Here is an 18,849-nt window from a genome sequence, read left to right on the forward strand (position 1 = left end):
GCGTCACTTCGCTGGACTGGCTTGAGGCTCACCCTTCGACCACCAAGTCTCCGGCAAATAGCCTGAGAGCGCAGTGGCCTGTGGTTGTTCTATCCGATTCCAGCGCGCGATCCATTGCTCGGATACGTTAAACAAGGGGATTGTGTAGAAGCCCGCCATCAAGGCGCGGTCGAGCGCCCGCACCGCATCGACGAAATCCGTATGATCACGGGCCTCCAGCAGGGCCTTGATCATGGCATCGACCGCGGGATCCCTCGCGCCCATATAGTTTCGGGTCCCCGGATTGTCGGCCGCCGCGCTGCCCCAATAGAAGTACTGCTCGTTGCCGGGCGACAGCGACTGATCCCAGCGGTTCTGGATCATGTCGAACTCGTAGGACAGCCGGCGCTGGTCGAACTGCACCGGATCGACCGCGCGCACGCTCACATCGATGCCGGCGCGCTTGAGGTCGCGCTGGAACGCGAGCGCGATGCGTTCCTGGTCGCGGGTCGTCACCAGCATCTCGAAGGTGAAAGGCGCTTTTGTCTGGCGGTTGCGCAGCACGGTGCCTTCGAGATCGTAGCCGGCGTCCGACAGCAGCTTCAGCGCTGCACGCAGCGTGGTCCGGTCGCGCCCCGAGCCGTCGGTGACGGGCAGGCGGTAGCTGCCATCCATGATATCTACGGGGATCTGCGCCGCGAAAGGCTTCAGCAGCTCGCGCTCGCGCGCATCCGCGGGCCGAGCATAGGCCGACAGCTCGGAGCCGGCAAAATAGCCGGCGACGCGTGAATACAGCGAGAAGAAATAGTTGCGGTTGACCAGCTCGAAATCGAACAACAGCGTCAGCGCCTGGCGCACGCGGATGTCGGCGAATACAGGACGCCGTGTGTTGAACACCAGGAATTCCGAGGGCTGCGGCACGCCCGGCTTGAAGGTGTCGCGGATCACCTCGCCGCTCTTGGCGGCCGGGAAATCGTAGCCGTCGTGCCAGCGCAGCGGCTCGTTCTCGACGCGGAAATCATAGAGGCCGCGCTTGAACGCTTCGAACTGGCCATTGGCCTCGCGATAATAGTCGAGCCGGATCTCGTCGAAATTGAAGAGCCCGCGATTGACCGGGAGATCGCGGCCCCAGTAATCGGGATTGCGTGTGAGGGTGACGCTGGCGCCGGGCTTGACCGCCGTGACGCGGTAGGGGCCGGAGGCGATCGGTCCTGACAGCGTCGTCTCCTCGAAATTCGCAACGTCGACGGCGTGCTTGGGGAGGATTGGCATCAGGCCGAGGATCAGCGGTAGCTCGCGGTCGTCGGCCCCGGTGAGATCGAAGCGGACGGTGAGGGGATCGGGTGCCTCCGCCTTGGCGACCTTGGAATAGTACTGCCGGAGGTTCGGACGGCCATGGTCGCGCAGCAGCTGCCAGGAGAACAGCACGTCCTCGGCGGTCACAGGCTTGCCGTCGGAGAAGCGCGCACGTGAATCGATGTGGAACGTGACGTAGCTCCGCTCGTCATCGGTCTCGACGGATTTGGCGAGCAGGCCGTAGAGCGTGAACGGCTCGTCCTGGCCGCGCGCCAGCAGGCTTTCGACCACGTAGGCGCGGATCGGCTGCACCGCCAATCCCTTCACGATGAACGGATTGAGACTGTCGAACGTGCCGAGAATGCCCCAGGTCAGCCGGCCGCCCTTGGGGGCGTCAGGATTGGCGTAGGGCATGTGGGTGAAATCGGCCGGCAGCGCTGGCTTGCCGTGCATGGCCATCGCATGCAACTCCTCGGCCTGCCCAGCGCTTGCGATCAGGCCGACGCTGAGGATCAAGGCGAGGCTGCAAAGACGGAGACCGGGCCCCTCGAGCAGGCGCTGGAACATGAACATTCGGACACGTTGATTCGAGGGCTGGTGTAGGGAATCCTATCACAGGGATTTCACTGGGCGTCCGCCCGGATGTGGCCAAAGACGCTTGTCGGCATTGATCTTTCCGTCGACCACGTTAAGAAGGCACGCAATCGCGCAAGAGCGCCGAGCCCGTCACTGATCTGCCTCAATTGACGGGGAGAGAGCCGCGCCCAAGGCGGCTTGGTTCGGTGCTTCGGAGCGGTTCGGGCACTTCCCGTTCAGAAAGGGTTTTCTGCAATGAATTTCCGTTATTTGGCCGCGTCCGTCCGGCCGCGCGGGCGAGTTCTCGCTCTGTTGACGGCGACGGCATTGGCCATCCCGTTTGCCGCTGAAGCCCAGACCCCCGCACCGGCCCCGGGCGCCCCCAAGGCTGCCCCGAAAGCCGCTCCAAAGGCAGCTCCCAAGGCTGCTCCGGCGCCCGCGCCGGCTCCCCAGGCCCAGCAGGCTCCGGCACAGCCGGGTGCTCCGGCGGCGCAGGGTGCCCAGCCCGCCGATCAGCAGATCCAGCTGATCTACGCGCCCTGGACCAAGTTCTGCCTCAAGGGCCAGGATGCCAACGCCAAGCAGGTCTGCTTCACCGGCAAGGACGGTCGCATCGAATCAGGCCAGCCGGTCATCGCCGCTGTCATCATCGAGCCGGAAGGCGAGCCGAAGAAGATCCTGCGCGTGACGCTGCCGCTCGGCATGCAGCTCGTGCACGGCACCCGCATCATCGTCGACAACAACCCGCCGCTGCAGAGCCCGTATGTGATCTGCTTCCAGAACGGCTGTATGTCCGACTACGAGGCAACGCCCGAGCTGATCGCCAACCTGAAGAAGGGCCAGAACCTCGTGGTGCAGGCGATCAACGCCAACGGTGCGCCGCTGACCCTGCCTCTGCCGCTCACCGGTGAATTCCAGAAGGCCTATGACGGTCCGCCGACCGATCCGAAGGTGTTTGAGGAAACCCAGAAGAAGCTGCAGGAAGAGCTTCAGAAGAAGGCTGAAGAGCAGCGCAAGAAGCTGGAGCAAAACGGCGGGGCGCCTGGTGCACCCGCTGCAGCTCCGGCGGGCCAAAAGTAATCGGACTCAGTCCCGGACATGAAAAAGGCGCCCGATCGGGCGCCTTTTTTTGCTGGCTGCTTGATGGCGGTGAAGCTCAGGTCGACGAACGGCTTAGTTCAGCGACGGATTGCGCGGGCGGTAGCCGCCATCCTTGTTCTTGATGAAGATCTCGGCCACCTGGGAATGCCGGATCGGCTCGCCGGACTCGTCGGGCAGCAGGTTCTGCTCGGAGACATAGGCGACGTACTCGGACTCCGCGTTCTCCGCGAGCAAATGGTAGAACGGCTGATCCTTGTGGGGCCGGACCTCTTCGGGGATCGACAGCCACCACTCCTCGGTGTTGTTGAATTCCGGATCGATGTCGAAGATCACCCCCCGGAACGAGAAGATCCGGTGGCGCACGACCTGTCCGATCTGGAATTTGGCTGTCCGCGCTTTAATCATCCTTCGTCGATAGACCAGGATTGTGGCCGATGCTAGTGGCCTGATCTGGAATTAACCTGCCGTTAAGGGGCGGATAACTCCTAAGCCTTCAGAAAACACTTCATCAATGGCCGATATCCTCAATCTGGCGCTACCATATTTCGGCTTGATCTTCGTCGGTTTCGCTTGCGGTAAGGTCAAGTCCTTGCCGGAATCGGGGCTCGCCTGGATGAACTTCTTCCTGCTCTACGTGTCGTTGCCGGCGCTGCTGTTTGCGATCATGTCGAAGACGCCATTCTCGGAGCTGAACAACCCGCCATTCCTGGTGGCGACCACGCTGTCGACAATGGCGGCGTTCACCATCGCGCTGGTGGTCGGCAAGGCGCTCGGGAAGCTGACGCTGCGTGAGGCGACGCTCGCCGGCCTCTCCGGCGGTTACGGCAATATCGGCTACATGGGGCCCGGGCTGGCGCTTGCCGTGCTCGGGTCAAAGGCGGCGGCGCCGACCGCGCTCATCTTCTGTTGCGACAGCATCTTCCTGTTCACGATCGTGCCGCTGCTGATCGAGCTGTCAGACCGCGACCATCCCTCGATCGTGCACGCCTTCGGCGTGGTGCTGAAACAGATCGTGCTCAACCCGCTGATCATGTCGGCCTGTTTTGGCGCAGCCGTTGCCGCGCTGCATATCGAGCTGCCGGTCGCGCTCGACCGCACCATTACCTTCCTCCAGAACGCGGCCGCGCCGACCGCGTTGTTCGTGCTCGGTGTGACCGTTGCGCTTCGCCCGTTCGATCGCGTGCCCTGGGAAGTGCCCGGCGTGATCGCGGTCAAGCTGCTGATCCATCCGCTCGCAGCGTTCGGCCTGATGCTGGCGTTCGGCCCGTTCGCGCAGCCCTGGGCCGCCACAGCGATTCTGATGGCCTCGCTGCCGCCGGCGCTGAATGTGTTCGTGATCGCCCGGCAGAACGATGCCTGGATCGAACCCGCCTCCGTCGCCGTGCTGCTCGGCACGTTCGCGTCGGTGGTCACGCTGACCAGCGTGATGTGGCTGCTGCAGACCGGCCGGCTCGCGTTTCCGTAAAGGCCGCTTGCGCTATTTGCGCCAGGTCGGCGTCAGTCCCTCGCGCATGGCAAAGCGCCTGAGCGGGCCGATGGCGCCTAACAGGTGCATGCCGACGGCGCGGACCGGCTGGAGCGGCAGGAAATCGTTGAGTAGCGAACGATTGGCGATGTCGATCGCAAAGGTCCTGCTCAGAATGTCCGGGCGCCGCGCCCGGTCGTAACGCCTGAGCACCTCATCCGCGCCAGGGTCCTGTCCCGATGCGATGGCCTCGCCGGCGAGCCGGGCGATGTCGGCCGCATCTCGCAGGCCGAGATTGAGACCCTGGGCACCGATCGGGGGAACCACATGGGCGGCTTCGCCGACCAGCGCAACGCGGTCGCGCGCGAAGGATTGCGGCCGCTCAATCGCCAGCGGAAACACATTGCGGCCGGGCTCGACCGTCATGCGGCCGAGGATGGAATGCGACTGCTTCTCGATCGCGACGGAGAGATCTTCGTCGCTGAGGCCGCGAAGCCGCTCGGCCTCGGCCGGTGCCGAGACCCAGACCACGCTGGAGCGGTTGCCGGGCAGGGGCACGAACACGCAAGGGCCATGCGGCGTGTGGAACTCGGTCGAGACGTTGCGGTGCGGGCGGGCATGAGCGACGTTGAAGGTCAGGGCGGTCTGCGTCAGGTCGCGCCGCGTCACCGCAATGCCGGCGGCCTCCCGGCACAGCGAATGCCGGCCGTCGGCGCCGACCACGAGCCGAGCTGTCAGAAACTGTCCGGCGGCCGTGCGCATCGCGACGTCATCGGCTTCGATTACGACGTTTTCGGCCTCGTCGTCGAAACGCACGAGGTTCGGAAGCTCGGCCGCACGCGCTTCCAGCGCCAGCATCAGCGAGCGGTTGTCGATATTGTAACCGAACGCATCGAGCGCGATCTCGTGGCAGGAGAATCGGACCTCGGGCGCGCGGAACAGCCTGTTGGTGTCGTCGACGAGACGCATCACCTCAAGGCTGGCCGCCTTGTCCTTGCAGCGCGACCAGACCTCGAGGCTCTCCAGGAGATCGACGGAGGCACCCAGCAGCGCGGTGGTCCTGTTATCTGCATAGGGCAGGCGTCGCGCGACCAGCGCGGTCCGCGCCCCTCGCTGCGCCAAGGCAATTGCCGCGGCAAGGCCTGCCGGTCCACCGCCGATGACGCTTGCGTCAAAATGTGTCGATGCGTCTGTCATGGAACGACATTTGACACGCCCTGCGGCAAATTCAAGCCCACCTATTTTGCCTGATTTTATGACCGATTGCGCGGCGCAACGCCGCGGTGGCGGATGTGCAAACCGGTCCCGTTCTGGTAGCAGAGGCCATGGATAGCCAAGGGGATTCCCTCAAGCCGACGCCCGTGGTCCGTGCCGCGGCGTTTTCGGTGCACATCTTCACCGCCTTCGGCGCGGCGATCGCGCTGCTCGCGATGCTGGAGGCCGTGCGCGAGCATTGGGCGGCGATGTTCGGCTGGCTGGGCGTCGCCCTCATCATCGACGCCATCGACGGGCCGATCGCGCGCCTGCTCGATGTCAAGAACGTGCAGCCGAACTGGTCCGGCGACGTGCTCGACCTCGTGGTCGACTTCGTCACCTATGTGTTCGTGCCCGCCTATGCGATCGTGGCGAGCGGCATGCTGCTGCCGGTGGCGGCGCCCTTGCTCGGCATCGCCATCATCGTCACCAGCGCGCTCTATTTCGCCGATCTGCGCATGAAGGCGGACGACAATCATTTTCGCGGCTTTCCGGCGCTGTGGAACGCGGCGGCGTTCTATCTGTTCCTGCTGCACTGGCCGCCGCTGTCGTCGACGCTGCTGGTGGCGGCGCTAGTGGTGCTGACCTTCGTGCCGTTCCACGTGCTGCACCCTGTCCGCGTCGTGCGGCTGCGCTGGCTGACGATGTCGCTAATCGTGCTGTGGGGCGTACTCGGCTTCTACGCGCTGGAGATGGATTTTCGCGTCGGCACCGGCCTAACGGTTGCGCTCTGCGCGATCGCGTTCTGGATCGCATTCAGTGATGCATTGATCCGCCTTGTGAGATCGTTCGGATGATGCATTTGTTGACCAGCCCCGAGGCCTGGGCGGCGCTGCTCACCCTGACCTCACTCGAGATCGTGCTCGGCATCGACAACGTGATCTTCCTGTCGGTGATCGTCTCGCGCATCCCCGAGCCGCTGGCCCATCGCGCCCGGCAGATCGGGCTGGCGCTGGCTCTGGTCTTCCGCATCATCCTGCTCAGCGTGCTGGTCTGGCTGATCGGCCTGACCGCGCCGGTGTTCTCGTTCTCAGATTATGATTTCTCCTGGCGCGATCTGATCCTGATCGGCGGCGGCCTGTTCCTGATCGCGAAGGCGACGCACGAGATCCATGCCGAAGTCGACGCCGACGACGAGGAAGGCGAGGGCAAGTCCGCTCGCAGCGCCTTCTTCTGGGTGATCCTCCAGATCGTCGTCATCGACATCGTGTTCTCGCTGGACTCGATCATCACCGCAATCGGCATGGCCCAGGACCTCGAGATCATGATTGCGGCCGTCGTGATCGCCTGCCTGATCATGTACATTTCCTCAGGACCCGTGGCGCGATTCGTCGCGGAACATCCGACCACCAAAATGCTGGCCCTGGCATTTCTGGTGCTGATCGGCGTTGCCCTAGTTGCGGACGGATTCAAATTCCACATTCCCCGCGGTTACATCTATTTCGCAATTGCGTTCTCGGCGGCGGTGGAATTCTTCAACGTGCTGGCCAAGCGCAACCGCAGGAAGGTCGGCAAGCCGTAACCGTTCCAATCTGGGGCGAGTTGACAAGGCGGGCGCGATGTCTTTCGCTGGCTGATGCGAAGAGGAGGTCAGGTGATGACCAAAGCGGTCCGTGTGCACAAGGTCGGAGGCCCCGACGCGCTGGTCTATGAAAGCGTCGACCTGCCGACGCCCGGACCCGGCGAGGTGCGCATCCGCCAGCACGCGGTCGGCCTGAACTTCATCGACGTCTATTACCGCACCGGCCTCTACAAGGCGCCGGGACTGCCCTTCATCGCCGGCAATGAGGCCTCGGGCGAGGTGGTCGCCGTCGGGCCGGGCGTGACGAATTTTCATCCTGGCGACCGCGTCGCCTACTACCATAATCTTGGCGCGTACACGAGCGAGCGCAACATCCCCTGGGAGAAGCTGGTCAAGCTGCCCGATCACATCACCCACGAGCAGGGCGCCGTGCTGATGCTCAAGGGCCTGACCGTCTGGTATCTCCTGCACAAGACGTTCAAGGTCGAACCGCATCATCGCGTGCTGATCCATGCCGCCGCCGGCGGCATCGGCCTCTTGGCCTGCCAATGGGCGAGCGCGCTCGGCGCCCACGTCATCGGCACGGTCGGCACGCGCGAGAAAGCCGAGCTCGCGGAGGCCAATGGCTGCGACCACGTCATCCTCTACAACGAGGAAGACTTCGTCGCGCGCGTCAAACAGATCAGCCGCAACGAGGGCTGCGACGTTGTCTATGACGGCGTCGGCAAATCGACCTTTCCGGGCTCGCTGTCGTGCCTCAAGCCGCGCGGCATGTTCGTCTCCTTCGGCAACGCCTCAGGCCCGGTGCCGCCGTTCTCGATCGCCGAGCTGAACAATCACGGCTCGCTATTTGCGACCCGGCCGAAGCTCAACGACTATATTGGCACGCGCAAGGAGCTGCTGGAAGGCGCCGATACGCTGTTCTCCGCCGTCATCAACGGCAAGCTGCACGTGCCGATCAACCACGCCTATGCGCTCAAGGACGCGGCGAAGGCGCATATCGATCTCGAAAGCCGCAAGACGACGGGTGCGTCGATCCTGAAGCCGTAGATGGCGGTCCCGCGAGGACTCGAACCTCGAACCTCCGCGTCCGCAACGCGGTGCTCTATCCCTTGAGCTACGGAACCCTGCCACCTCGGTTTACGCCACGCGTCTTGCCGCGCCGGCCTTGGTCAGGATGTCGTCGAGACAGCCAATCATCTCGGCGATCTCTGCCTTCGTGACGTTCAGCGCCGGCATGAAGCGCAGGCTGTCGAGCTGCGGCGCGTTGAGCAATACGCCGGCCTCGAACGCCTGCGCGACGATCCCGGACGCGATCGGCAGCTTGAGGTCGAGCGCGAGCAACAACCCGCGACCGCGCACGCCGCCGAGGCCATGCCGCGCCGAGACCTTTTGCAGCTCGCTTTCGAGCAGCAGGCCGGTCTCGGTGACCTGCTTCAGGAACTCCGGCTTACCGACCTCAGCGAGCACAGCGAGCCCGGCCGCGCACATCACAGGGTTGCCGTTGAACGTGCCGCCCTGGTCGCCGTGCTCGAAGCAGGAGGCGCGTTCGGTCGCGAGCAGCGCCGCGAGCGGCACGCCGCCGCCGATGCCCTTGCCGAGCGTCATGATGTCAGGCGCGATGCCGGCGTGCTCATAGTGGAACAGCTTTCCGGTCCGGCCCATGCCGGTCTGGATCTCGTCGAAAATGAGCAGCAGGCCGTGGGCCTCGGTCAGCGCCCGCAGCTCGCGCAGGAACTGGTCGGTCGCAGGCCACACGCCTGATTCGCCCTGGATCGGCTCGAGCATCACCGCGACGGTGTTGTCGTTGATCAGCCTTTCGACCGAGGCAATGTCGTTCAGCTTGGCTTTCTTGAAGCCGGCAACCTTCGGTTCGAACAGCGGCTCGAACGCCTTCTTGCCCGAGGCCGACATCGTCGCCAGCGTCCGTCCGTGGAAGCCGCCTTCGAAGCTGATGATCTCGAACGCGCCGCCCTTGTGCAGGCTGCCATATTTGCGCGCGAGCTTGATCGCGCCCTCATTGGCCTCCGCGCCGGAATTGGCAAAGAACACCTGGTCGAACGCGCTTTTCTCGACCAGCGCCTTTGCAAGCTTGAGGCTCGGCTCGTTGTAGAAGGCCGGGCTCGGCGTCAGCAGCCGCTTCGCCTGCGCGGCGAGCGCATCCGCGATGACGGACGGGGAATGGCCGAGGCAGTTCACGGCCCAGCCCTGCACGAAATCAAGATAGCGCTTGCGACTGTCGTCCCAGAGGTATGAGCCGGCGCCGCGGACGAACACGGCTTTCGGCCGTGCAGTGATGTCCATCAGCGCGTCATACGGATGGGTGGCGGTGGTCATGTCGAACTCCTCTGGAGGCGGGTGAAAAAGGACGCGAAAAGCAAGAAGGCCGCACTTTGCGGGTGCGGCCTTCTCGAAAACTTTGCTGAATTACTGGTTCAGCGGCGTCGTCGGACATGGCGCAACCCATCATCGTCGCTGGTGCGACGACGGAAAGCTGCGCGGCGGTTGGTCCGAGAGTTGATCATGGGGCGCGTCCGTACAGCCGAAGGGCAGGGCTTGTCAAGCCGGTCGTTTGCGAGCCATCCGCTCGCTCAGGTCAGATGCGCGGCTTCCTCGGCTTTCTCGTCCCCCCCAGTCGGCATCCGCGATCGCGCTGTCGATCAGCTCGCCGCGCATCAGCCTGAGCGGCGAATTCCAGTACAGCGCGATGTTGTGGAAGGGATCCGTCAGCACCTTGAAGCTCCACACCAGTCCGGTCGTGACGCCGCGCGCGGCGAACAGCTGCAGCATGCGCGCCAGCCCGCCACTGACGCCGATCGCAAGCCAGAGCACACCGACGTGGCGGACGAAGTCGAGGCGATCGGCCGGCGGAGCAAACAGGCCGAACAGCGTCGGATACGCGTACAGTGCAATCGGCGCGCTGCCCCAGACCAGCAAAAGGATGATCTTGCGCGTCTGGTTGTAGCCGACCTTCACCGCTTCCTTGTATTCGTTGCTGACGTCATTGACCGCGTCGTAGCCATTCGGCTCGAAGAAAAAGTGCCCGGCCTGGCGCGTCAGCATCGCGAGCCAGCCGACTAAACCGGCGAGCGCGGGATCCCTGAACAGCAACGCATAGCAGGCGAGGAAGATGATCGCGCTGATGAGGTGCAGCGTCTGGTTGACGGTGCTCTGGTGGTAGAAGCGGTAATCGTCGAAGCGCTGCGTGCGCAGCATGTCCGGGAGACGGCTCATCAATAATCCTCGCTCGCGTTGAAAGCGCGCGAGGATTAGGACGAGTCCGTGACCTCTGCGTGAAAGCAATATAGTGTCACATTGGCGCGCGGGAGGATTACTCCACGCCGTAATGTGCGAACTCGTCGGCGATGGCGGCATTGATCGCCTTCGCCGCCGCGATGTCGCGCTCGGCGCCTTCACCGTCGCCCTTCTTTCGCTTCGCAAGCCCGCGGCCGTAGAGCGACGAGTCGAGCTTCGGCTTTGCGCCCAGGGCGGTGTCGTAGTCGGCGATTGCCGCGTCGAGATTGCCGAGCTTCAAATAGGTGAGGGCGCGGCTATCCAGCGTGTAGGGATCGTTCGGCCGCATCCGCAGCGACTGCTCGCAATCGGCCAGCGCGTCCTGCAGGCGGCCCAGGATCGCGCGCGTCATGCAGCGCGAATTGAACACGCCGGCGTAGCTCGCATTGGCCGCGAGCGCGCGATCGTAATCCGCGAGCGCCGGCGCATAATCATGCGCGTCGAAATACATGTTCGCGCGCGCATAGAAATCGCGGTCGTTGTTGGGGTTGAGCTCGATCGACTTGGCGAAATCGGCCAGCGCGCGATCGCGATCGCCGCGATCGCGGAAGATGCGCGCACGGTTGCCATAGGCCGGGCCATAGGTCGGATCGAGCTTGATCGACAGATCGAGATCCGCCAGCGCACGTTCGGCCTCGCCATGTTCGCGATAGGCCGTGCCCCGGTTGTAGAAGGCGAGCGCGAATTTCGGATCGAGCTTGATCGCCTTGTTGTAGTCGGTGAGCGCATGCTCATAGTCGTCTTTGCCGATGTAGGAATTGCCCCGGTTGTTGTAGTACCACGCGTCGTCGGGAACGAGCCGGATAGCGCGCGTGTAGTCCATGATGGCATGGTCGCGGTCGCCGAGATCGTCATGGACGATGCCGCGATTGAACCACGCGGCAGCATCAGTCTCGTCGAGATCGATCGAGCGGTTGAGATCGGCCAAGGCACGCTCGGTCTCGCCCTTGCGCCGAAACATCTCGCCGCGATTGGCGAGCGCGACCGCATTCGACGGATTGGCCTTCAGCACGACCGAGCAACCGGCGAGCCGCTGGTCGTCACTGACCTTGTCGGAACCGAAGCACCATTGCCGCGCCTGCGCCGCCGACGGGGATTGCGCGGCGGCCGGAAACGTGAGCAGGGTCAATGTGGCCGCGAGCGCGCGCAGCGCGGGCCGGATATCGATCTTGTGATTGCGTGTCATTTGTTTGCTGCGCAGAAACCTATGAGCCTCTAGCGCGTTTGTGATCTCGAAACGCGAATTGGTTCGAACCGGACCTCAGCCGGGACAGACCAATGGGGACGGGACCATCAAGATAGTTTTCAGCCTTGTCCGACACGCCTTATCCGATTGACCTCGACAGCATTCGCGGCGCGTTTCCGCCGGGCATCGAGGCGCCGCCCCTGCTGTTGGATTTTGCCGGCTGGCTGAACGGTCGCCCCTGGGGCAGCGTCGGCTGCTTCTCCCTGCAAGGCCAGTTCTCCGATCAGGCCCCGATCTTCGATGGCAGCCCCTTGCGCGACCGCTTCGCGCTGTTCATGCGACTGCCTGACGGTTCGGCCGTCGGCGGCTGGTATGGCGCTGGTCTCGACCGTGACGCCCCCCCGATCGTGGGACTGGGCTCGGAGGGCGATTACGAGTTGCTTGCGCCATCCCTCGACGCATTGCTGGCGAAACTGACCTCTCTGCAATTCGACAAGGCCTGGCACGATCTGCGGCCGCATGACGAGGTCGAGCCGCAGACCGTCGAGCTTGCGCAATGGCTTGCGCGACGCCCGGCCGGCGAACCTGTCGCCTGTGAGGACGGGGAGCTGCCCGACTTCCGCGGCTTCGTCGAGAAGTGGAGCCGGGACCGCGAGGAATATTGGGCCAATCACCGCCTGATGGCCGAGCTCGGCTGGCGGCTGGCCGCGCATCTGCCCAGGGGCAAGAAGGCCTGGGACAAGACTCATTTCGAGGTTGCTATATCAGGCAAGCAATACGAGGCGCGCGTGCTATCGCGCGGGCCGCAGCCCTTCGAGGAAGCTGCCTCGATCGAATCCCTGCTGCGCGACCTGCGCGAGGAGATGCGCCGCGCCCAGCCCGAGCTCGGACTGTGGTACGCGATGAAATTCGGCCTCTACGCCGACGGCCGCGTCATGCCGAATTTCGAATACGATGTGCGCCCGACCATCAACGGCGAGCCGGCGCTGCTCACTGAGGCCAAGGCCGATCTCGCCCGCGCCCCGCGTCCCGAGCGCTGGGTGCCGAAATGGCTTGCTGCGGGCTGATCGCGCCCCGGCAGGCACCCCTTAAGTGTTTGGTTAATGTTTCCTTGCTAGTCACTGGACCGCTTCGGGATGGGGGGAGCGGATGAGATTCTTCGGGCGACGGACAAGCCAGGACCGCAATGGTCAGGTCGGGCAAGCAGTCTTCGAACATTCGGTTGATGCGGTCATGGTGCTGGCGGGACCCAAGATCATCGCCTGTAACGAGGCGGCGGTCAGGTTTGGCGGTTATCGTAGCAAGGCTGATCTGCTGTCCCGGTCACCGGCCGATATGGCCCCTGAATTCCAAGCAGACGGCCGTCGCTCGTCGGACTGCGTCAAGGAGACACTCGCGCGGGCGATGAAGGAGGGCCACGCCCGCTTCGAATGGATCACGCGCCGAGCGGATGGGCAGATGGTCCCGGTACAGGTCACACTTGTTCCCGCGGAGATCGATGGCCAGCCCGTCGTCATCAGCTTTCGGCGTGATTTATCGGAGCTGATTGCCGCGCGGGAAGAGAAGAAGCGCGCCATCGCCAAACTTGCCGGCGAATTCGAGGAAACCATCGGCTCCATTGCCAACGCCGTGTCGTCGGCTGCCAAGGACGTGGAGGCGACGGCCGGCTCGCTCAGCTCGACCGCCGAGAACGCCGCGCAGCGCGTCTCGACCGTCGCTGCCGCCTCGTCCGAAGCATCTGCCAACGTCCAGTCGGTCGCGGGCGCGACCGAAGAGCTGTCGAGCTCCGTTGCCGAGATCAACCGTCAGGTCGCGACTTCCTCAAGCATTGCCGGCGAGGCGGTGCAGGCATCCGCGCGCACCAATGATCTCGTGAGGAGCCTGTCGGAGGCCGCAGCCAGGATCGGTGCGGTCACCGAAATGATCAATGCGATTGCGAGCCAGACTAATCTTCTGGCCTTGAACGCTACGATCGAGGCGGCGCGAGCTGGCGATGCCGGTCGCGGTTTCGCCGTCGTTGCCGCCGAAGTCAAAAGCCTCTCCAGCCAGACTGCCAAGGCCACCGAGGAGATCAGCGCTCACATCAGTGCCATGCAGCGGGCGACCGACGATACCGTTGCCGCGATCCAGGGGGTCGGCACGACGATCGGACAGATCAGCGACATTGCCAAGACGATTGCCGTTGCTGTCGAGCAGCAAGGACAGGCGACCCAGGAGATCGCGCGTTCGGTCAGTCAGGCCGCTACGGGGACCAGCGAAGTCGCCAGCAACATCAATGCCGTGACGCAGACGATCGACGCCGCTGGCGCATCCGCCATTAACATGCATGGCGCGGCGGGCCAGTTGTCGCGCCATGCCGATGCGTTGCGCGACAAGGTGTCCGGTTTCCTTAAGGCCGTGCGCGCCGCATAGCCCACGGCGCTCGGTTGATCGTCAAAACCCCGCGACGCTGCCGTGCAGATCGTATTGGTCGGCGAGTTCGATTTTCGCAGTAACGATCTCGCCGACACGCAAGGGACGGCGGCTCGACAGATACACCGCACCGTCGATCTCGGGCGCATCGGCTTTGGAGCGACCCTTGGCGACCGTTGGCCCGACCTCGTCGATGATGATCTGCTGGCGCGTGCCGACCTTGCGCTTCAGCCGGCGCGCCTCGCGGGTAGGGTACCTTCGATCCCCCTTGACTTAGAGTGCGCTCGAAGGGGTATCTGTACGTGCGTCAGTACGAGAACGGGCACTCATGAAGATCGGCGACCTCGCAAAACGAACCGGCCTGTCGGTTCACACGTTGCGTTATTATGAGCGCATCGGGCTGCTGCCATACGCAGACCGGGACCATTCGGGCCAGCGCGACTTTGACGCATCGATCCTCACATGGATCACATTCATCGGTCGGCTCAAGACCACGGGAATGCCGATCCGGGACATGTTGCGTTACACGGCGCTCCGTGATGAAGGCGAAGCCACCGGGCCAGCCCGGCGGCAGATGCTGGAAATCCACCGGGAACAGGTTCGCACGCAGATTGCCGAGCTCCAGGAATGCCTGCTCGTCCTTGATACCAAGATCGCCGGCTATGTCGGCGGCGAACAGAGGACGAAGGAAGATGACGCACGCCCAAACACAAGTCGAAAGCCGCTTCGATCGCGGTCAACGAGCCCTGTCACGCATTGACGGCACGGCCGGTGAAAAGGTCGTCGCCTCACTCGCCGACATCGCTCCGGATTTCGCACGATACGTGATCGAATTTCCCTTCGGCGACATCTACAGCCGGCCGGAGCTTGGCCTCCGCGATCGAGAGATCGCAACGATTGCCGCGCTGACCGCGCTCGGAAATGCCGCACCTCAGCTCAAAGTGCACATCGAGGCGGGTCTGAACGTCGGGCTGACTCGCGACGAGATCGTGGAGATCATCATGCAGATGGCCGTCTATGCGGGCTTCCCGGCAGCGGTGAACGGGCTGTTCGCAGCCAAGGAGGTGTTTTCCGCGCATGACGGAGCTGTAGCTTAGCGACGCCATCGCATGCGAAATTCACATGAGGTCGTCATGCCCGGGCAAAAGCGCGAACAGCGTCCTCGCGCTGGATGTCCCGGGCATCCACGTTCTTCGCGCCGTGCGCCAAGGCGTGGATGGCCGGGACAAGCCCGGCCATGACGTTGTGGGAACGTCAGTGCGCTTTCAAAACCCCGCGACGCTGCCGTGCAGATCGTATTGATCCGCGCGCTCGATCTTCGCGGTGACGATCTCGCCGACGCGCAAGGGCCGGCGGCTCGACAGATACACCGCACCGTCGATCTCCGGCGCATCGGCTTTGGAGCGACCCTTCGCGACCGTCGGCCCGACCTCGTCGATGATGATCTGCTGGCGCGTGCCGACCTTGCGCTTCAGCCGGCGCGCCGAGATCTTCTGCTGGCGCGCCATCAGCGCGTTGTAGCGCTCCTGCTTGACTTCTTCCGGCACGGGATTGGCGATGGCATTCGAGGTCGCGCCCGCAACCGGCTCGTATTTGAAGCAGCCGAGGCGATCGATTTCGGCTTCATCGAGCCAGTCGAGCAGATAGGCGAAGTCGGCATCGGTCTCGCCGGGGAAGCCGACGATGAAGGTCGAGCGCAGCGCAAGGTCAGGGCATTCCTCGCGCCAGCGCTTGATCCGCGCCAGCGTCTTGTCCTGCGCCGCCGGGCGCTTCATCGCCTTCAGCACCTCGGGGCTTGCATGCTGGAACGGGATGTCGAGATAGGGCAGCACCTTGCCCTCGTTCATCAGCGCGATGACCTCGTCGACATGCGGGTAAGGGTAGACATATTGCAGGCGGACCCAGGCCCCGAGCTCGCCGAGCTCGCGCGCGAGGTCGAGGAACTTGGCGCGGACCTGGCGGTCCTTCCACGGGCTCTCGGCATATTTGAGATCGACGCCATAGGCCGAGGTGTCCTGCGAGATCACCAGTAGCTCCCTGACGCCGGCGCCGACCAGGCGCTCGGCCTCGCGCAGCACATCATTGGCCGGACGCGAGACCAGATCGCCGCGCAGCTTCGGGATGATGCAGAACGTGCAGCGGTTGTTGCAGCCCTCGGAAATCTTCAAATAGGCGTAGTGGCGCGGCGTCAGCTTGATGCCTTGCGGTGGCACCAGATCGAGATGCGGATTGTGCGCCGGCGGCAGCGCGCGGTGCACGGCATCGAGCACGCTCTCGTACTGCTGCGGGCCGGTGATGGAGAGCACGCCGGGATAGGCCTGTTCGATCTGCTCGGGCTCGGCGCCCATGCAGCCCGTCACGATGACCTTGCCGTTCTCGGCCATGGCCTCGCCGATCGCCGAGAGCGATTCCTGCTTGGCGCTGTCGAGGAAGCCACAAGTGTTAACGATGACGATGTCGGCCCCGTCATGCTTGCGGGCGAGCTCGTAGCCCTCCGCGCGCAGGCGCGTGATGATGCGCTCGGAATCCACCAATGCCTTGGGACACCCGAGTGACACGAAGCTGACCTTGGGCGCAGCCGTCTGATCCATATCCAAATCTGCCTGATTGACGGGCTTGAGCTAGTCCCAATTGCCCATAATTACAACCCTTTGCATGACGCTCCGGCATGCTATGGATGAATCGCCTGCCGTGAGTGAGCCATGAGCGCCGAACAGTCGCCCAAAATCGTGATCGTCGACGAAAGCCCGGTCAGGGCCGCGATCCTCGAGGAGGGCTTGCGGGAGGCCGGGTTCACGCAAGTGGTCCATATCCGCGAGATGCAGAGCCTGCTGGCCCGTATTTATGCGGTGGACCCCGATATCATTCTAATCGATCTCGAAAACCCCAGCCGCGACGTGCTGGAGGCGATGTTCCAGGTCAGCCGCGCGGTGAAGCGACCGATTGCCATGTTCGTCGATCAGAGCGACTCCGCCTCGATCCAGGCGTCCGTGGAGGCGGGGGTGTCCGCCTACATTGTCGACGGGCTGAAGAAGGAGCGCATCAAGCCGATCCTCGACCTCTGCGTGTCGCGCTTCAACGCCTTCGCAAAACTCCAGGAGGAGCTGGAGCGGACCAAGTCGCAGCTCGAGGACCGCAAGATCATCGAGAAGGCCAAGGGCATCCTGATGAAGGTGAAGGGCCTCACCGAGGACGAGGCCTACGTGCTGCTGCGCTCCACCGCCATGCGCGAGAAGAAGAAAATCGGCGAGATCGCCCAGTCGATCATCACCGCGTCGGAGATGCTGAAATGACCGCACCCCTTCGCATCGGATTCATCCCGCTGGTCGATGCCGCCGCGCTGATCGTCGCCGTCGACAAGGGCTTTACGGCCGCCGAAGGGCTCGAGGTCGAGCTGGTGCGCGAGGTCTCCTGGTCGAACGTCCGCGACAAGCTGAACATCGGCCTGTTCGACGCCGCGCATCTGCTGGCGCCTGTCGCGATTGCGTCTTCGCTCGGGCTCGGCCACGTCAAGGTGCCGATCGCGGCCCCCTTCAATCTCGGCATCAACGGCAACGCGATCACGGTGTCGCCGGCACTGCACGCCGCGCTGATGGAAGTGATCGATGGCGACCGCTTCGATCCGATGGTCACAGCAAAGGCGCTGGCGAAGGTCGTCGCAAAGCGCCGCAAGGCTGGCGCCGATCCGCTGACCTTCGGCATGACCTTTCCGTTCTCGACCCACAATTACCAGCTGCGATTCTGGATGGCGGCGGCGGGCGTCGATCCCGACGAGGACGTGCGCCTCGTTGTGCTGCCGCCGCCCTACATGGTCGACAGTCTCAAGAGCGGCCATGTCGATGCCTTCTGCGTCGGCGCTCCCTGGAACTCGATCGCCGTCGATCTCGGCATCGGTCATATCCTGCACTTCGTCTCCGACATTCTCGGGCGCGCGGCAGAGAAGGTGCTGGCTGTGCGGCAGGTTTGGGCCGACAAGCACCCGGACGTGGTCGCGGCGCTGGTGCGGGCCGCGGTGAAGGCAGCCGAATTCATCGAGGAGCCTGCCAACCTCGCCCAGGCCGCGCAGATCCTGGCACAGCCGGAGCGGATCGGTGTCGATGCCGAGGTAATCCAGCGATCGCTTATCGGGCGGTTGAAGATTTCGCCCGATGGCGCGATGCGCGAGAGCGGCCGCTATCTCCTGGTTGGACGTGAAGGGGCAGGGCGCCCGGACCCAGTCCAGGCCGCCTGGCTCTACGCGCAGATGGTGCGCTGGGGACAGACGCCGCTCCGCCCAGAGGCCGTGAAGACCGCCATGGGCGTGTTCCGGCCGGATCTCTACGACGCCGCCCTCGGGCAGAGCGGAGCGGACCAGCCCAACGCCCCCTTCAGCGCCTTTGCCGGGCCGGCTTTCGACCCCACTGATCTCGGCGGATATCTCGCCTCGTTTGAGGTCGGACGGCAGGCCAAATAGGCCTGCTCAAAGCTTAATCACATCGATTCGAAGCTTAATCTTTGGGCCATTGCTGCCCGAAGCAGCATGAACCATGATCCACTTCATGCGCTGCACCCAAGAGCAAGCTACTGATTTCATGTGGTTTTGCAACTTATGCTGCGTTGGCACACTCCTTGAATAGAGGATCCCAGCCGCCCGGCGTGGGCGCCAGCGGCTCCAAGTCCATGGTGGATTTCCGCAGCAACGAGGCTGATCGGATCGCCCCGGGTTCCGGCAAAGGCGCGTGCCTGCAACCGGCTTCCCCGCGATCAACATCCGTTTCACCCGTT

At 63.9% G+C, this 18,849-nt stretch carries 17 protein-coding genes, 1 tRNA gene and 2 pseudogenes; 11 read left to right on the plus strand and 9 right to left on the minus strand.

Annotated features, from left to right (window positions below; translation table 11 throughout):
• Positions 1–3 precede the first annotated feature (3 nt).
• The gene (locus L6639_RS14140; RefSeq protein WP_237862294.1) at positions 4–1,848 is read right to left on the minus strand and encodes an extracellular solute-binding protein; all 1,845 of its coding nucleotides are present in this window, start codon (positions 1,846–1,848) and stop codon (positions 4–6) included.
• A 258-nt stretch (positions 1,849–2,106) separates the two neighbouring features.
• Between L6639_RS14140 and L6639_RS14145 the strand changes: the two genes are divergently transcribed.
• Entirely contained in the window at positions 2,107–2,931 is an 825-nt protein-coding gene (locus L6639_RS14145; RefSeq protein WP_237862295.1) for an invasion associated locus B family protein, read from the plus strand.
• Positions 2,932–3,024: 93 nt separating this feature from the next.
• Here L6639_RS14145 and hspQ read toward each other — a convergent pair whose 3' ends face one another.
• The gene (gene hspQ, locus L6639_RS14150) at positions 3,025–3,357 is read right to left on the minus strand and encodes a heat shock protein HspQ (RefSeq protein WP_018317973.1); all 333 of its coding nucleotides are present in this window, start codon (positions 3,355–3,357) and stop codon (positions 3,025–3,027) included.
• A 106-nt stretch (positions 3,358–3,463) separates the two neighbouring features.
• On the opposite strand from hspQ, the gene L6639_RS14155 reads away from it, so the two are divergent.
• Entirely contained in the window at positions 3,464–4,417 is a 954-nt protein-coding gene (locus tag L6639_RS14155; RefSeq protein WP_237862296.1) for an AEC family transporter, read from the plus strand.
• Between the two features lie 12 nt (positions 4,418–4,429).
• On the opposite strand, the gene L6639_RS14160 is transcribed toward L6639_RS14155, so the two are convergent.
• A complete protein-coding gene (locus L6639_RS14160; protein ID WP_237862297.1) occupies positions 4,430–5,614 on the minus strand; it encodes a UbiH/UbiF family hydroxylase in 1,185 nt (394 codons plus the stop codon).
• Between the two features lie 128 nt (positions 5,615–5,742).
• Between L6639_RS14160 and pcsA the strand changes: the two genes are divergently transcribed.
• From pcsA to L6639_RS14175, 3 genes are all read left to right on the plus strand, one after another.
• A complete protein-coding gene (gene pcsA, locus L6639_RS14165) occupies positions 5,743–6,468 on the plus strand; it encodes a phosphatidylcholine synthase (protein WP_237862298.1) in 726 nt (241 codons plus the stop codon).
• A complete protein-coding gene (locus tag L6639_RS14170) occupies positions 6,465–7,193 on the plus strand; it encodes a TerC family protein (RefSeq protein WP_237862299.1) in 729 nt (242 codons plus the stop codon). The genes pcsA and L6639_RS14170 overlap by 4 nt, the downstream gene beginning before the upstream one ends.
• A gap of 75 nt (positions 7,194–7,268) precedes the next feature.
• Positions 7,269–8,243 carry a quinone oxidoreductase family protein gene (locus tag L6639_RS14175; RefSeq protein ID WP_237862300.1) on the plus strand — a complete coding sequence of 325 codons (975 nt, stop codon included), beginning with the start codon at positions 7,269–7,271 and terminating at the stop codon, positions 8,241–8,243.
• Position 8,244: 1 nt separating this feature from the next.
• Here L6639_RS14175 and L6639_RS14180 read toward each other — a convergent pair.
• From L6639_RS14180 to L6639_RS14195, 4 genes and pseudogenes are all read right to left on the minus strand, one after another.
• Positions 8,245–8,320, minus strand: a tRNA-Arg gene (locus L6639_RS14180).
• A gap of 13 nt (positions 8,321–8,333) precedes the next feature.
• A complete protein-coding gene (locus L6639_RS14185) occupies positions 8,334–9,530 on the minus strand; it encodes an acetylornithine transaminase (RefSeq protein ID WP_237862301.1) in 1,197 nt (398 codons plus the stop codon).
• A gap of 254 nt (positions 9,531–9,784) precedes the next feature.
• Positions 9,785–10,427, minus strand: a pseudogene (locus tag L6639_RS14190) (DUF962 domain-containing protein).
• A 97-nt stretch (positions 10,428–10,524) separates the two neighbouring features.
• Positions 10,525–11,673: a tetratricopeptide repeat protein gene (locus tag L6639_RS14195; protein ID WP_237862302.1), complete on the minus strand. Its 1,149-nt coding sequence runs from the start codon at positions 11,671–11,673 to the stop codon at positions 10,525–10,527.
• Positions 11,674–11,798: 125 nt separating this feature from the next.
• On the opposite strand from L6639_RS14195, the gene L6639_RS14200 reads away from it, so the two are divergent.
• Together L6639_RS14200 and L6639_RS14205 are read left to right on the plus strand one after the other, a co-directional pair.
• The gene (locus L6639_RS14200) at positions 11,799–12,740 is read left to right on the plus strand and encodes a hypothetical protein (protein WP_237862303.1); all 942 of its coding nucleotides are present in this window, start codon (positions 11,799–11,801) and stop codon (positions 12,738–12,740) included.
• Between the two features lie 82 nt (positions 12,741–12,822).
• On the plus strand, positions 12,823–14,085 hold the full coding sequence (locus tag L6639_RS14205) for a methyl-accepting chemotaxis protein (RefSeq protein WP_271605882.1): 1,263 nt from the start codon (positions 12,823–12,825) through the stop codon (positions 14,083–14,085).
• A gap of 21 nt (positions 14,086–14,106) precedes the next feature.
• On the opposite strand, the pseudogene L6639_RS14210 reads toward L6639_RS14205, so the two are convergent.
• Positions 14,107–14,325, minus strand: a pseudogene (locus L6639_RS14210) (30S ribosomal protein S12 methylthiotransferase RimO); the annotation flags it as partial.
• A gap of 88 nt (positions 14,326–14,413) precedes the next feature.
• On the opposite strand from L6639_RS14210, the gene L6639_RS14215 reads away from it, so the two are divergent.
• On the plus strand, positions 14,414–14,845 hold the full coding sequence (locus L6639_RS14215; protein WP_237862305.1) for a MerR family transcriptional regulator: 432 nt from the start codon (positions 14,414–14,416) through the stop codon (positions 14,843–14,845).
• Positions 14,778–15,182 carry a carboxymuconolactone decarboxylase family protein gene (locus L6639_RS14220; RefSeq protein WP_237862306.1) on the plus strand — a complete coding sequence of 135 codons (405 nt, stop codon included), beginning with the start codon at positions 14,778–14,780 and terminating at the stop codon, positions 15,180–15,182. The genes L6639_RS14215 and L6639_RS14220 overlap by 68 nt, the downstream gene beginning before the upstream one ends.
• A 168-nt stretch (positions 15,183–15,350) precedes the next feature.
• Here the strand turns inward: L6639_RS14220 and rimO are convergent, their stop codons facing one another.
• On the minus strand, positions 15,351–16,676 hold the full coding sequence (gene rimO, locus L6639_RS14225) for a 30S ribosomal protein S12 methylthiotransferase RimO (protein ID WP_237862307.1): 1,326 nt from the start codon (positions 16,674–16,676) through the stop codon (positions 15,351–15,353).
• A gap of 111 nt (positions 16,677–16,787) precedes the next feature.
• On the opposite strand from rimO, the gene L6639_RS14230 reads away from it, so the two are divergent.
• Positions 16,788–17,378, plus strand: coding sequence for an ANTAR domain-containing response regulator (locus L6639_RS14230; protein WP_128951752.1), 591 nt, complete (start codon positions 16,788–16,790; stop codon positions 17,376–17,378).
• Positions 17,375–18,538 carry a CmpA/NrtA family ABC transporter substrate-binding protein gene (locus tag L6639_RS14235; protein ID WP_237862308.1) on the plus strand — a complete coding sequence of 388 codons (1,164 nt, stop codon included), beginning with the start codon at positions 17,375–17,377 and terminating at the stop codon, positions 18,536–18,538. Before L6639_RS14230 ends, L6639_RS14235 begins: the two co-directional genes overlap by 4 nt.
• The last annotated feature ends 311 nt before the right edge of the window (positions 18,539–18,849 follow it).

It is taken from the genome of Bradyrhizobium zhengyangense, assembly GCF_022012555.1.
Taxonomy (GTDB): Bacteria; Pseudomonadota; Alphaproteobacteria; order Rhizobiales; family Xanthobacteraceae; genus Bradyrhizobium; species Bradyrhizobium zhengyangense.